Genomic DNA, 14761 nt, shown 5'->3' on the forward strand with positions numbered 1-14761 from the left:
TTACTTCGTTTTTACATACCATTTCGTATGCATATGCACCACATCTGCGGCTAATAGATCGGATACTAACCACCAGGCATAATCACTATGCTGTAACTTTGGCAGATGTTCGGGCAGCGCCGCTAAAGGCGTATCCAGCACTAATTCAAAAGCATTCACCACATAATGCGTTGTGATCTTGTCACCAAAAATACTATCCGGATAAAAATGCTCATACAAACCCATGTGACGCGCCTGCTGCATCTCAATTGCTATGCCTAACTCGGCCTGAGTTAAGCGCAAAAAAGCTGCGGCAAGCGTTTCATCTTTCAGAACCCGTCCACCCGGCACAAACCAAAAGCCTTGCGCAGGGCGGTTATTGCGCATCCCCAACAAGATTTCACCTTGCTGATTTTTGACAATCAGATCAAGTGAAATCAGCGGCGTTAAATCGACTACTGTGCGAAACTGCTCATCCGAAAGAAAAGTGTTTGCAGGCTCAGGCACGAAAGTCATCCTGGTGCTGTAAAAACCACTGATAGGTGGCCTCTAAACCCTCTTTTAAATCAATGTTATAAGTCCAGCCCAAACTCTTAAGCTTGCTTACATCCATCAATTTACGCGGTGCACCATCAGGCTTAGTTGCATCAAATGCGACATTACCCTGATACCCCACTACAGCAGCCATAGTCAACGCCATTTCACGGATCGTACAGTCCACACCGGTACCCACATTAAGATGCGATAACATCGGTTCGGTATTGTTTTGATAAATGGATTGATCAACATTCATTACGTAGATAGACGCCGCCGCCATATCATCCACATACAGGAACTCCCGCATGGGCGTGCCTGTACCCCACACGACCACTTCCGGGGTATTTGCCAACTTGGCTTCATGGAAGCGGCGCATCAACGCAGGGATAACGTGTGAATTTTCAGGATGGAAGTTATCATTTTCGCCATATAGGTTAGTCGGCATCACACTGCGATAATCGACGCCGTATTGACGGTTATAAGATTCACACATCTTAATACCGGCAATTTTAGCAATCGCGTAGGGCTCATTGGTTGGCTCAAGCGTACCGGTGAGCAATGCACTTTCTTGCATCGGTTGTTCAGCCAATTTAGGATAAATACACGACGACCCTAAAAAGAGCAACTGGGTAATACCCGCATGATAAGCCGAATGAATAATATTGTTCTGGATCGTCAGGTTCTGATAAATAAACTCAGCAGGGTAGGTATTATTAGCCACTATACCTCCCACTTTAGCCGCCGCTAAGTAGACCTGATCAATATTTTGCTCTGCAAAGAAGGCAGCCACCTGCGCCTGATTGAGTAAATCCAACTCAGCACGATCTCTTACGATCACTTCACAATTATGCAACGCCTGCAATTGACGAACAATCGCAGACCCTACCATCCCTTTATGACCGGCAACAAATATACGGGTAGTCATGAGTACTTTCCTGTTTCCTTAGTCCTGTCTACTGTGATGTGTCCTGTTTCCTTTAAATACTTAACCTTCAAGCGCCACGTTGACATCAAAACCGTGCTTCTTGAGCAATGCATGCTGCTTCGCATTGGTTAAGTCATTCTGTACCATCTCTGCGCACATCTCTTCAACGGTAATTTCCGGAGTCCAACCTAGTTTTTCTTTCGCTTTAGTTGGATCGCCCAGCAAGGTTTCTACTTCGGCAGGTCGGAAATATTTAGGATCTACCCGTACAATCACATCTCCCGCTTTAACAAACGGTGCATCATCGCCGCTAACAGATTTAACAACCGCGACTTCTTCTAGCCCTTTACCTTCAAATACCAGTTCGATACCGGCTTCCTGAGCCGACATACGCACAAACTCACGTACTGAGATTTGCTTACCGGTGGCAATGACAAAATCTTCTGGCTTATCTTGCTGCAACATCATCCATTGCATACGCACGTAATCTTTTGCATGGCCCCAGTCACGCAGTGCATCCATATTGCCGAGGTACAAACACTTCTCTAGTCCTTGTGCAATATTGCTGATAGCACGGGTAATTTTGCGGGTGACGAAGGTTTCACCACGACGTGGTGATTCATGATTAAACAGAATACCGTTACACGCATACATATCGTAAGATTCACGATAGTTAACCGTGATCCAATATGCGTACATTTTAGCGGCCGCATAAGGCGAGCGTGGGTAAAACGGCGTGGTTTCACGCTGAGGAGTCTCTTGTACCTCACCGAACAATTCAGATGTTGACGCCTGATAAAAACGAGTTTTCTTTTCCAGCCCCAAAAAACGAATCGCTTCTAACAAACGCAACGTACCAATGGCATCGACATCAGCGGTGTATTCAGGAGACTCAAATGACACGGCTACATGCGACTGAGCGCCCAGGTTATAAATCTCATCTGGCTGCACCTGCTGAATAATGCGTGTTAGGTTGGACGTATCCGACAGATCACCATAGTGCAGGTGAAAATTAACATTCTCATTATGCGGGTCTTGGTAAATATGATCGACACGCTGAGTATTAAATGAAGACGCCCGGCGCTTAATGCCATGGACCTCATAGCCTTTCTCTAATAAAAACTCCGCGAGATAAGAACCGTCTTGTCCTGTAACACCGGTAATTAATGCAACTTTACTCATTATAAAATCCTTATAGTCCTATTTTGCCTCGCGGCCACATAATTGTTGTAAGTCTTGTTCAAAACGCGACAGTACTGTTTCTTTGGATAGATATTCAAGCGCATAATCGCGTGCTATTTGATTAGTCGAGCGGAGATCATTATTTAGAAGCTGCTGGAGTGCAACCGTAAACAACTGCTCATCTTCGGGTTCGACACAAGTATAAATACCGGGGAAGCGTTCAGCAATGACGCCTAGCTCGGTATGTGACTCTGCTGTCACCAACGCATGCCCACCTGACGATAAAATATTGGTCAGTTTAGAAGGCAACACCGCATCAGCCGCCCCCTTCTTTTGCACCACCAAATGAATATCAGCTAAGGCCAGCATTTCGGGCACACGCGCCCACGGCTGTAACGGCTTAAAATGCACATTGGTTAATTTACGTTCTGCTGCATCTGCCTGCAAATCATCACAATGCGCACCCGAGCCGACTAACATAAAATGTACATCGCTCCGTGATTGCATTGCCTGCGCTGCGGATAATACAATCTCTAAACCTTGTTTTTTACCAATATTCCCCGCATACAGAACAATCTTGTCATCTTGATTAAAGCCCCACTCTTTTTTCAGTGCGCTTCCATCATTATCGGGCGTGACAAAGTTGGTGTCTGCCCAATTAGGGAAAAACATTAATCGATCTTCTGCAACACCTTTTAAACGTGCATTCTCTAACATACTGTACGAAATGGAAGAGACGACATCAAAGCGCTTTAATATCCAAGATTCAACAGCACACGCAAAGCGTTTAAATTTACGTGCGCCTCCCATGCCCAAACCAAACATGGCATCAACTTCGAAGTCTTGAATATGCATTATTGATTTAGCGCCAGTGAGCTTACAAAAAATCAAGGCAATTGGTGCACAAAACAAAGTTGGTTGCACTAATAAGAGTACATCGGGCTTAGTACGCCATAAGCTAAATAATCGCACGCCGGAAGAAATTGCAAATGATGACAAATGAAACAAGCGCTTTACGGTGGTCACTTCTGCAGGCACATACAAGGGACAACGATAAATATTTACACTGTTTTCGCTCAACGTAGCCGTGTAAGCATTCTTAAAGCCTTTATGCACAGCCCACTCCGGATAGTAGGGCGCCCCTGTTATAATGTCAGTCTTAATTCCACGGGCAACCAAATCAATTGCCAGTTCACCATTATATTTGCCAATACCCGTTAACTCAGGGGCGTAGTTAAGGCTGTAAAGTAGGAACTTCATTCCCAATCCTTGGTTTAATGGGTTTTGCTGGATATCCGTAACAGATCATCCCCGCAGGCATATCTTGGTAAACTGAACTACGTGCACCAACAACACAACCTTTACCAATAGTAACAGCAGGCGCTATAAATACATCGGTGGCAATCCATACCTCATCTTTAATTATAATTGGCTTAGCAAAAATATCGAATGTATCTGATTGATAATCATGACTACCTGTTGATAAATAACTACGTTGTGACACAACTGAATTTGAACCAATTATTATTTCACCCAAAGTATATAACTCAACATCGTCACCAATCCACGAATTATCACCAATCGTAAGTTTCCATGGGTACGTAATTTTAACCGAGGGACGAATTATCACATTATCCCCTATACTTGCACCAAAACATTTTAAAATAAAAACACGCCAACGGTACATAAACTGAGGAGAACAAGCAAAAAGAAGCGAACTAACAAACCACCAAAGTTGAACAGTAAAAATATTTCTACCTCTAAATCCGTGCGGAACTGTAAATTTTTCAAGGTTTTGAAACATAACTAACATCACTCAACATTAATTTCAAAGAAGAAAGAAAATTGTCTTTAGTAAACAATTCCAAGACTTGCCCACTATCAAATTCCTTTATATCACTTGCATATACATGCCTTAGATGATCTAACAATTCATTGTCATCATGATAAATAAGTACTCCTGCACACATAGGTAAATCATAGGTAATACCAACATTATTTGAAACTATAACTGGTGTGTTCATCATTAAAGATTCGAGTGCAACTAAGCTAAAACTTTCATATTTACTAGGCACAACAACACAATCAGAATTTTTTATAATATTATATTTATCAATGCTGTATATAGCACCAAAAAAATTTATTTTGATATTTTTAAAATCTCGTAGGTAACCCGCTATAGTTTTCTTACTAAAAGGGCCTATAATATTTAAACAAATATCAAAATCGCAACTTTCGTCGATAACACTCAACTCATGAAGGAAACCAGACAAACCTTTAATTGGGTCATCTCGTCCAATGAATAAGATATTAAAAAAATCACTATCTAAGCCAGCTAACCCAGAAAAATTTTCTGATAAAGTATCGACTTTATTAAGATAAGGACGAATAATAAGTTCTTTACCTGAAAAGGCACCTGCCAAAAGATCAGAACAAAAATTTTTCTCCCCCTCCCCCATATAAATAATACATGAAGCTTTTTTAATAAGTAAACGCTCTACAAAAAACCAATACACATATTTTTTTAACTTCTTTAGTTTAAATTGGTCAAAATACGCCCCCCCCATACCGTGAGGAACGACAATAACATTCGCTTTTTTAAAATATGAAAGTAATAATGCTAGAAATCCATGAAACTGCCAGAGACCATGTACCACGATTATAGATTTGTGATTAATTTTTTTAAAGCAACAAATTAAAGCCTTTATTGAAAACCCATACACACTGCTAACATTTTCAGCCAAAGAATAAACATTTTCATTTTCTTCATGATCGGAAATTGACACAATATGAGAATCTAAACCTAAAGATTTGAAAGCTTCATTATAAATAGAACACGCTGTAACTGTACCACCATTACATGGATCCATAGAACGAATAAAATTATAAACTATCATTTCACACCCCTTTTAAGAGGGCTGTACAACATAGGCTTCATCGAGGATATTAAAATAAAAATACTCAAAACAACCACCTTATCATATGAAAAAACCGAACCATTAAAGTTAAAAACTAAGATCATATACACCACACCAAGATAACCAGCATGCTTATAAAAAGCAAACAACAAATAGAAAACTATAAAAATTGATAAAAAACCATACCTAATAACTAAATTGTAAAATGCATTATCAAGGCCGGAAACTCCTACTGCATAAAAGTAATTATCAGATATAGTATTAGCCACTCCAAAATAATTACCTTCATAGAACACAAGCTCATTTATCATCTCAACGGGCAAACTAAACCGAATAAAAAAAGAGTAATCATCAGAAGCATTAACAATCCGGTCAAAAAAATAATCACCAAACAGAAAAAACAAAAAAAAGCACGCCACCCAGACAAACCAATACCTGTAAAAACGCCCTCCAAACATAAAGAAAAATAAAATTATAAGTGAAAATAATGCAGCACTAGACTTTATCAAATAAAATAAAATAAAAATAAAAATAAAAAACAAAAAGTCACGTTTTAAAAAAACAAAACTATAATTCTTATACAAATAAAAATAAGAAACAACCAATGTTATTAAGACGAATCCCATATACGAAGGTTCGCCATAAAAACCAGCAGGTCTTACTGTAGTATTATAAAAAAGAGCTTTTTCTATACTTGCATATGTATTTATATTGAAAACAAAATAATCGACTGGAAAACCAATATAAACACCATATGGAATCAATAAAAACTGAAATAAAACAACAAAAAAACTTAAAGCGACAAATAAAACAAAAAAATATTTTAGTTTAGAAGCTTGAAAATCATCAAGATAGAAAGATGGTGCTTGAAGTAAAAGCAGAATGACAAGAAAACATAACGCCTCTCTAGAGGTTACAAGAAGATCATCAATTGACAATATATCAAAATCAACAAAGTACTTTAAAAACAACAGAAAAAAAACCAAAAAAAAGTTAAATACAACATTCAAAAATGGTACATAAAAAAACACATATATTAAAATAATTATAAATATAAGTATTTGAAACGACAAGTAAAAAGTCAATCCAAGCTGGATAAATGGTAAAAAAAACAGAAGCACATACGAAAGGCTTAATCGATCAAATAACACGAGGGAAAACCAACCAAAAGTAACCTTTTAGAAGTAAAACAATATAACGACGAGTGTAAACACGTGCACCATACTTCTTACGCACAAAGCCAAACTCACGGTACGTAGTTAATCGTGAACGCTTATCATTAGAAACACCACCATCCTGCATGTCAGCAACAATAAAATCTTCTATAAACTGAGGAACAATTCCATTAATATAACATCTAAATAAAAAATCATAATCACCTGCAATTTTTAAACTTTGATCAAAAAAACCATATTTATTAAAAAGCTCAATATGATGAAATACGGACTGATGGGGCACACAATTTTCAGCAGTAGCGAATATTTGATTCACTTCACCCCAAGGTTTACCTACCAAATCAAGATCCAACCATTCTTTATCTTTCATCTGCACTGTGGCATAAAACAACTTGCCAGTTTTATTTTTTTGCTCATTATAAAATCTTTGAATAACATTTTCATCTTTTAGACAATCATCTGCGCCTAAAAAATAAATCCATTCTCCATTGCTAGCTTTTACTCCCTTATTCCATGCTTCATGTATGCCACTATCAGGTTCTGAAACAAAATAATCGACTATACCTTTAGATTTATTATTTACAATACTAGCGGTTTCATCAGTGGAACCACCATCAATAATTATCAACTCTATATATTCAAACTTTTGAGAAGCAACACTATCAATCGCGCGCTTTAGAGTTGAAGCTGCATTATATGTGGCAATTACAATTGAAACAAATGGCTTACTTAGAGACATAAATACCCTCTTAAAAAAAATTAAATACTAAGTAATTCGAATTCTAATCAGGTTATACTTAACGTTTTTATATATAATTTCAAAAAACATTTTCATACCAATAGCACTTCTAAAAAAACAAACTTTCCCCAAACCAGCAAAACTGCCACGCCAATCACCAAACATCATTTTTCTCTTCGCATTTGAATAATAACAACCACTGGTATAGATGCTTTCAAATTCAGTGCCCAACTCGCCGTTCCATTTTTCTAGTACCTGATTAAGCCCCTTAAGTCTCTTACTATATGTCACAGATGTTCTTATTCCATCGTGTTGCCTAAAATTCACCAAGCACCCTTTAGTTCTTTTGAATTTTATTTTTTTTGAAAGCCGATACCATAAATCCCAATCTTGAAAACTTTCTAACTCGATATCAAAACAACCTACTTCTTTAATGGCAGATGTTTTAACGACAACCGCACTAGTAGTTTCTGGACAAAACAAGCCCTGGGACATTTTGTTATTTAAGTCATCTGGTGCTTCATTCGTTTGAACCAATATTGTAATCTTCCTATCCAAGCCATCCCAAAACTCTACATAATCTGAGTAGACCAAATCTACTTTATGTACTTCAATAGTTTTTAACTGTTCAAACAGATATTCATCACACCAAAAGTCATCATCATCAAGAAAAGCAACATAATCGCCAACACTTTCACTAATCCCTAAATTTCTAGATTGGTTAGCCCCTGGCGTTTCAAAATTTTTTAAATATCTGACATTTGAATAATTTGCTACTAAATCACGCACTTGTATATCTGTGTCTATATGATCATTTATAACAATCACTTCATCTGGCATCCTTGTCTGCATTAAAACACTTTCAATAGCTTCCTCTAACATATCTAATCTATTGTGTGTTGGTATAATTACTGAAACAATAGAACCCATATTTCGACCACCTTAACTTAAGTATTTATAATAGACATTATTTATGAGATAGCAGCCACTTACTGGGACAAATCATACTATCTGGATACAATCTTTAAATTAGACAGCGCCTTTAGAATTATTGTTTAATATCACTTAACACAGTTCGGTTTTCGCCACCACTCAAAGCACGACACCAGCCAATTGTTTCTACCACTTCCTTTTTAAAGCTCAATAGAACGATTAGAAGTAACCCAAACCAAATTAAATGAAGGATATAGCCAATTTGCTCACCATATAATGTAGTAATCAAGGCTATAACAACCATTAGAAATGTAAATAAATAAATTTTTCTTCGAGGTATCGGCCTCCATAACTTTACAGAGAACTCTGTACGCAGTAATAAAAACAACAAAAAGGCCATGCTGGTAGATACGGCAGCGCCGGCAGCACCAAAATGCGGAATTAAAAGCATATTACCCAGTACGTTGAAAGCAAAAGCGACAATGCACGCGACCATAGAATAAAATGTCTTTCTTGAGATGTGAATACCGATAACAGTCGTTTCTGACATTGTATATAACAAAGGATAGCCCAAACAGGAGACTACAATATATTTCACACTGGAATATGATTCTGGCAAAATGAAATCAACTATCCATGAAAATGCACCAACAAAGCAAAACAGGAGCAATACACACAGCAACACATACTGAGTGACCTTCTCTACTTTATCCAGCCCCTCGCCACTATGGGCCCATTTATAAACAATTGGTGCCCATACAGTTGAAAACACACTCTGAAAAATAGACGCTGCAGCGGCAAAGCTAACTGAAACAGAATAGATACCCAATTGCTCGAAGGAAGAGTAGCTGCGTAAAAATAATTTATCTATAGCTGTTAGTCCCCAAAATGCGGCACCGCCCAAAACCAGCGGGGCACCAAAACGAATCATGACTTTTAAGTTTTGTATATCCACTTGGGATTTACAAGCAGCTAGCCATTCTATACGCGTGTTCCATGCATAGATAAGGGTAACAACCAAAATCGAAATCGTATGTGCGATTACTAAGTGAAACAGATCAAAGCCAAACGAAAATAGAACATAAGTTCCAATAACCAATACAAACAAAATTTTTGGCAATATCTGGCTCATAGAGTAAGCCAAGCCTTTTTCCTGCATCCGAAGGATGAGTGACAGAAAACGCGAGATAAAAGTGGCTAGGAAACAGATAGCCACAAGCAAGCTTATCAAGACACTATCTACAGCAAACAGTGCTTTGGAAATAAAACCAGGTTTAACTAAGCATATGATTAAAGCCACAGCCAGCAAAATCAGTCCTGGCAACAAAGTGGCTTTTAGTAACGCCGATTTCCCCTTCCCCATTGTTATATGGTATTCGCGCACATAGGCCTGATCCAACCCCAAACTGAATAGCATTACACAAAAGTTTGACATTACGTATAGCATTGCTATTCGGCCAACATCTTCAGTTGAGTAGAACCAAGTAACGATGGGCAACGTGATAAAACCTAATGCGGCGGCACCAATTGGCCCAATAGCAAAACTACTAATTGTTCTAATATTCATTCTATGTAGGTTCGCAAACTTTGTTTAATAAGTTAATCGTTTTTTTATCAGAAGCTTCTCTTGACCAGTTCTTTTCGACAACTTTGCGATTTATAGTCATACTTTTTGAATCAAGCCTCACTTTCAGTAGTTCAGGTTTTTTTTCCAAATCTTGAACCGAAAAAATAACAGCACCTTGCTGAATAAAAAAAGTATATGTTGGTGATTCTGCACGTAAAAAAACTTTAGCACCCAAATAAAGCATTATAACTATATTGCCCACGGCCTGCTGCCTAATATGATTCATAACAACAAAACCACATGATTTTAATATTTTGACGTACTCATTTATCGGCATAAAGTCAGTAAGCGGTTCAAAATAATCACCAAATAACTCCACCCCTTTGCCTAAAACAAAATCTCTATATTCATTATCCCCATAACTCAGTGGCGCAATCACTTTTTGATTATTGATCTTTAGTTTAGACAATAGATCAAATGCCTCCATATGATTATTTTCAGCAAACGCACTATTTCCAACCAATACCGAATCCCCACTCACTTGCGAGTTTTCAAAACCGCTAACCAAGTCATCCTCTAGATTCCCATAGTTCCATATCATATTTTCAGGAAATTTTTTTAATGAACATTTATTTTTTACGATATCATATTCACTAGACAGTACTGGTGAAAAGTAATTTATTCTTTCAATTACTTTTAACTTATCTACAGGATTTAATAAAATTTTTTTTATTAAACTTTTAATTTTTTTTACAAAGTCATACTGTCCAGAATTCACTTTTTTTATGTATTTTCGCGTCAAAGCAAGAGTCATTTTATCTTTTGAGTCATATATCAGATCATAATAATCGTACCCCCAACCAAGCCAAACTAAAATAGCATCTTTGGATAGCTTACTAATGACTTTAAACCAAACAGGATTGAGTGAGTGTATTATTACAATATTATATCCTGAAAGCTCGCTTGAAATACTGCCCGTTAATACCGGTATCCCTGAAATAGTTTTAGCTGGGGACTTGATAAATTTTAGTGGTTTTTTTCCGCAGACATACAAATCATTTTTCCCTGGCGCAGCCCGCTCGAAAGAACTTATCGCTTGATCAATAAACTTTTCATCATTTGCTAGGTGAAGTATTCTCATTCGATTAATCGCTTCCCTTTTCAATAAATCTTTTCTCTAACTCTAATAGATCTCTGCTTCTTGCTTTTATTCTTTTGGCTGGTACGCCTGAGTAAACGCCAAATTCACTGCAATTTTTTGAAACCAGACTCAACGCACCAATTGCCACACCCTGCTCAAGAGTCGTACCTGGAAGTACAACAGAGCCTGCACCAATAATCACATGCCTACCGATAATGACATCTGAATGACTGACATTAGTAAATTCTGCAGGCACCATGGGATTAGTCATGCTTGCTCCGCTGTAATCATCATTGCTGCTATAAATTGCAACCTTTGAAGAAATATTGCAAAAATCAAGTAGAGTAATTTTTCCAGCGCCTATTAATGAGCTATAGACAGCTATATGGATATAGTTCCCAATTTCAATACCCCCTTCGCCAGCAGAAATTACCGAGAAATCATCAATACGCACATTGTCACCAATGACGATATTTGAACAATTATAATAGGATGCTTTACTGGAAAGACGAGCATTTTCACCGACTTTACCAAAACCCATTTCATCAATTTGTTCACGACTCAATAACGCCATTTTACTACACCTTTAGTGCGGCTATTATTCGACTTAGCTCATTGTTACTAATATCTGGATATATAGGTAGACAAAGAACTTTGCCTGCAATTTCACTCGCCACAGGAAGGCCACTGCGCTGTGATGATGGTAACCCTCTGTACATAGGAAACTCAGTAATCAGGGGGTAAAAGTAACGACGCGCAAAAATATTGTTATCTTTCAGTCTTTGGTACAGTTCGTCACGGCTTAGAGGATACTCTGCTTCGATCAGAATAGGAAAATATGAATAGTTGGCGCTAACTTCCTCTGATTTCTCAGCGATGTGAATTCCTTTCACATCCTTGAGCTGTTCGCGATAAATTTCGTCTATCTCCTGCCGGCGGGAAAAAACCCTGTCAATATGCTGCAATTGTAACAGCCCAAATGCAGCATGAATTTCGCTCATTTTGCCGTTTATGCCCGGTGCAACAACAGTTGTTTCATCCGCAATACCAAAATTTTTGAGATAATCGATCCGCTGTTTAGTCTTCGAATCAGGACAGATGATTGCCCCTCCTTCAAAAGTGTTAAACACCTTCGTAGCATGAAAACTCAAAATTGATAAATCTCCATGGCGTAGAATACTACCACCCTGATCTTTCACACCAAAAGCATGAGCGGCATCGTAAATCACCTTGAGCCCATAGGAATCAGCGATCTGCTGTATCCGGTCCGTGTCGCAGGGATATCCATAACAATGCACTGGAAGGATTGCGGTAGTCTGTGGAGTGATTGCGGCCTCAATTTTTTCTGCTTTTAAATTAAAAGTACTGGGATCGATATCGACGAAAACAGGTTTTATACCATTCCAAAGGAGGGAGTGTGCCGTGGCTACAAACGAATATGGAGTAGTAATCACTTCACCTGTCACCCGCAACGCTTGCAAAGCCGAGACTAGCGCTAAAGTGCCATTCGCAAACAAGGCGATATGTTCTACGCCTAAATATTCACAGAGCGCCTTCTCTAGCTCTTGATGATAAGGGCCACCATTGGTCAGAATCTTATTATCCCAAATCTTTTCAAGATAGGGAATAAACTCCTCCAACGGAGGCAAATAAGGCTGAGTCACAAAAACCGGCTTGTTACTCATGTTTTTTCCTCAAAAGTGACAAGATATACTGCCCATAACTATTTTTACTCATTAACTCACCTGAATAAGCCAAATCTTTTTCTGTAAGCCATCCATGACTAAAAGCAATTTCTTCCAAACAAGCAATTTTATAACCCTGTCGTTTCTCCAGGGTTTCCACAAATTGTGCCGCTTCCAACAAACTTTCATGTGTACCAGTATCAAGCCACGCAAAGCCTCGTCCCAATAACTCCACATTTAAACTACCGCGTTCCAAATAAGCATTATTCACACAGGTGATCTCTAACTCGCCGCGATCAGATGGTTTTACATCTTTTGCGATTTGAATAACTTCATTATCGTAAAAGTACAACCCTGTTACTGCATAATTAGACTTCGGCTGTTTAGGTTTTTCTTCAATTGAAAGGGCTCTCATATTATCGTCGAAGTCGACGACACCAAAGCGCTCAGGATCTTTTACTTGATAACCAAAAACAGTGGCGCCTTGTTTTTGTTTTGCTCGCTCAACAGCCTTATTCAACTTTGGGGTAAACCCCTGACCATAAAAAACATTATCACCAAGGACTAAACACACATCATCCTGACCTATAAAATCTTCACCTATAATAAAAGCCTGTGCTAAACCATCAGGGCTTGGCTGCACCGCATACGTCAAATTGATACCCATTTGACTCCCATCATTTAATAAACGTTCGAAGCCAGCTTTATCTTCAGGTGTCGTAATGATTAAAATATCACGAATACCTGCAAGCATCAGTACTGACAACGGGTAATAGATCATTGGTTTGTCGTATATTGGTAATAGCTGCTTTGATACCCCCATGGTTATTGGGAAAAGACGTGAACCACTACCGCCCGCTAAAACAATGCCTTTCATTTCTTTCCCTCTATACCTAATCTTTCTCTACTATACGAACCATTCAAAACACGATTCCACCAACTCTCATTGCTCAGATACCATTGAACTGTCTTGCGCATTCCGGTATCGAAGGTTTCTTTTGGTACCCAATTTAATTCTTTTTCTATTTTTATTGCATCGATTGCATAGCGGACATCATGCCCAGGACGATCAGCCACAAAAGTTATTAAGTCTTTATAAAAATTAATTCCTTCTGGTTTATTCGGCACGTACTCTTCGAGTAGTTCACATAAAGTATGCACAACATCTATATTTTGTTTTTCGTTATGCCCGCCGATATTGTAAGTTTCGCCTACATATCCTTTGGTGATAACTGTATAAAGTGCGCGGGCATGATCCTCTACATATAGCCAATCACGTATTTGTGTACCGTTTCCATAAACAGGTAAAGGCTTCCCCTCTAAAGCATTAAGAATCATTAGCGGTATTAGCTTTTCCGGGAAATGGTATGGACCGTAGTTATTAGAGCAATTTGTTATTAATACAGGCAACCCGTAACTACGAAACCACGCTCTTACTAGGTGATCTGAGCTTGCCTTGCTGGCTGAATAGGGTGAGCTTGGTGCATAAGGTGTTTCTTCAGTAAATAAATCTTCGGGACCCTCCAGGTCACCATATACCTCATCTGTAGAAATATGATGAAAACGAAACGCTGCCTTTTTCTCTGCGGCTAAACTACTCCAATAGCTGCGCGAAGCTTCCAATAACGTATAAGTACCTACAATATTGGTTTCTATAAAAATAGCTGGCCCATCGATAGAACGATCCACATGGCTCTCTGCAGCTAAGTGCATTACCACATCAGGATTGTGCTTGTTAAATACCCGATCAAGCTCGGAACGATTGCAAATATCAACCTGCTCGAATGAATAGCGCGCACTGTCACTGACATCAGCTAAAGACTCTAAATTGCCCGCATAGGTAAGTTTATCAAGGTTGACTATTCTATCCTGAGTATTCTCTATGACATGGCGAATGACCGCTGAACCGATAAAACCTGCGCCACCTGTAATCAGAATTTTCATACTGGAATGTCCATAACGTTGTAAATACTGCCCTTC

General features: G+C 38.5%; 15 protein-coding genes. All 15 read right to left on the minus strand.

Going from position 1 to position 14761, the window contains the following annotated elements; translation table 11 throughout:
• On the minus strand, nucleotides 1-486 hold the full coding sequence (locus BM099_RS18645; RefSeq protein WP_244889959.1) for a GDP-mannose mannosyl hydrolase: 486 nt from the start codon (nucleotides 484-486) through the stop codon (nucleotides 1-3).
• Nucleotides 479-1441, minus strand: coding sequence for a GDP-L-fucose synthase (gene fcl / locus BM099_RS18650; protein WP_090730521.1), 963 nt, complete (start codon nucleotides 1439-1441; stop codon nucleotides 479-481). The genes BM099_RS18645 and fcl overlap by 8 nt, the downstream gene beginning before the upstream one ends.
• A gap of 60 nt (nucleotides 1442-1501) precedes the next feature.
• Nucleotides 1502-2623 (minus strand): GDP-mannose 4,6-dehydratase, encoded by a 1122-nt coding sequence (gene gmd, locus BM099_RS18655; protein WP_090730523.1) that lies wholly within the window; start codon nucleotides 2621-2623, stop codon nucleotides 1502-1504.
• Nucleotides 2624-2641: 18 nt separating this feature from the next.
• Nucleotides 2642-3883 (minus strand): WcaI family glycosyltransferase, encoded by a 1242-nt coding sequence (locus BM099_RS18660; RefSeq protein ID WP_090730524.1) that lies wholly within the window; start codon nucleotides 3881-3883, stop codon nucleotides 2642-2644.
• Entirely contained in the window at nucleotides 3858-4427 is a 570-nt protein-coding gene (locus BM099_RS18665) for a putative colanic acid biosynthesis acetyltransferase (protein WP_090730526.1), read from the minus strand. Before BM099_RS18665 ends, BM099_RS18660 begins: the two co-directional genes overlap by 26 nt.
• Entirely contained in the window at nucleotides 4411-5520 is a 1110-nt protein-coding gene (locus BM099_RS18670; protein WP_090730528.1) for a glycosyltransferase, read from the minus strand. The genes BM099_RS18665 and BM099_RS18670 overlap by 17 nt, the downstream gene beginning before the upstream one ends.
• Nucleotides 5517-6479: a hypothetical protein gene (locus tag BM099_RS18675; protein ID WP_143083805.1), complete on the minus strand. Its 963-nt coding sequence runs from the start codon at nucleotides 6477-6479 to the stop codon at nucleotides 5517-5519. The genes BM099_RS18670 and BM099_RS18675 overlap by 4 nt, the downstream gene beginning before the upstream one ends.
• Before the next feature lie 202 nt (nucleotides 6480-6681).
• Nucleotides 6682-7455, minus strand: coding sequence for a glycosyltransferase family 2 protein (locus BM099_RS18680; RefSeq protein ID WP_090730533.1), 774 nt, complete (start codon nucleotides 7453-7455; stop codon nucleotides 6682-6684).
• Nucleotides 7456-7482: 27 nt separating this feature from the next.
• Entirely contained in the window at nucleotides 7483-8385 is a 903-nt protein-coding gene (locus BM099_RS18685) for a glycosyltransferase family 2 protein (protein ID WP_090730535.1), read from the minus strand.
• 118 nt (nucleotides 8386-8503) lie between these two features.
• The gene (locus tag BM099_RS18690) at nucleotides 8504-9955 is read right to left on the minus strand and encodes a lipopolysaccharide biosynthesis protein (protein ID WP_090730537.1); all 1452 of its coding nucleotides are present in this window, start codon (nucleotides 9953-9955) and stop codon (nucleotides 8504-8506) included.
• Nucleotide 9956: 1 nt separating this feature from the next.
• Nucleotides 9957-11120: a TDP-N-acetylfucosamine:lipid II N-acetylfucosaminyltransferase family protein gene (locus BM099_RS18695; RefSeq protein WP_177201231.1), complete on the minus strand. Its 1164-nt coding sequence runs from the start codon at nucleotides 11118-11120 to the stop codon at nucleotides 9957-9959.
• Complete coding sequence (locus BM099_RS18700; protein WP_090730541.1) at nucleotides 11101-11670, minus strand: acyltransferase; 570 nt, start codon at nucleotides 11668-11670, stop codon at nucleotides 11101-11103. Before BM099_RS18700 ends, BM099_RS18695 begins: the two co-directional genes overlap by 20 nt.
• A 4-nt stretch (nucleotides 11671-11674) precedes the next feature.
• Nucleotides 11675-12781 carry a DegT/DnrJ/EryC1/StrS family aminotransferase gene (locus tag BM099_RS18705; protein WP_090730543.1) on the minus strand — a complete coding sequence of 369 codons (1107 nt, stop codon included), beginning with the start codon at nucleotides 12779-12781 and terminating at the stop codon, nucleotides 11675-11677.
• On the minus strand, nucleotides 12774-13658 hold the full coding sequence (gene rfbA, locus BM099_RS18710; protein ID WP_090730545.1) for a glucose-1-phosphate thymidylyltransferase RfbA: 885 nt from the start codon (nucleotides 13656-13658) through the stop codon (nucleotides 12774-12776). The genes BM099_RS18705 and rfbA overlap by 8 nt, the downstream gene beginning before the upstream one ends.
• Nucleotides 13655-14725, minus strand: coding sequence for a dTDP-glucose 4,6-dehydratase (rfbB, locus tag BM099_RS18715; protein WP_090730547.1), 1071 nt, complete (start codon nucleotides 14723-14725; stop codon nucleotides 13655-13657). Before rfbB ends, rfbA begins: the two co-directional genes overlap by 4 nt.
• Nucleotides 14726-14761 lie beyond the last annotated feature (36 nt).

The organism is Neptunomonas qingdaonensis (genome assembly GCF_900113275.1).
GTDB lineage: Bacteria > Pseudomonadota > Gammaproteobacteria > Pseudomonadales > Balneatricaceae > Neptunomonas > Neptunomonas qingdaonensis.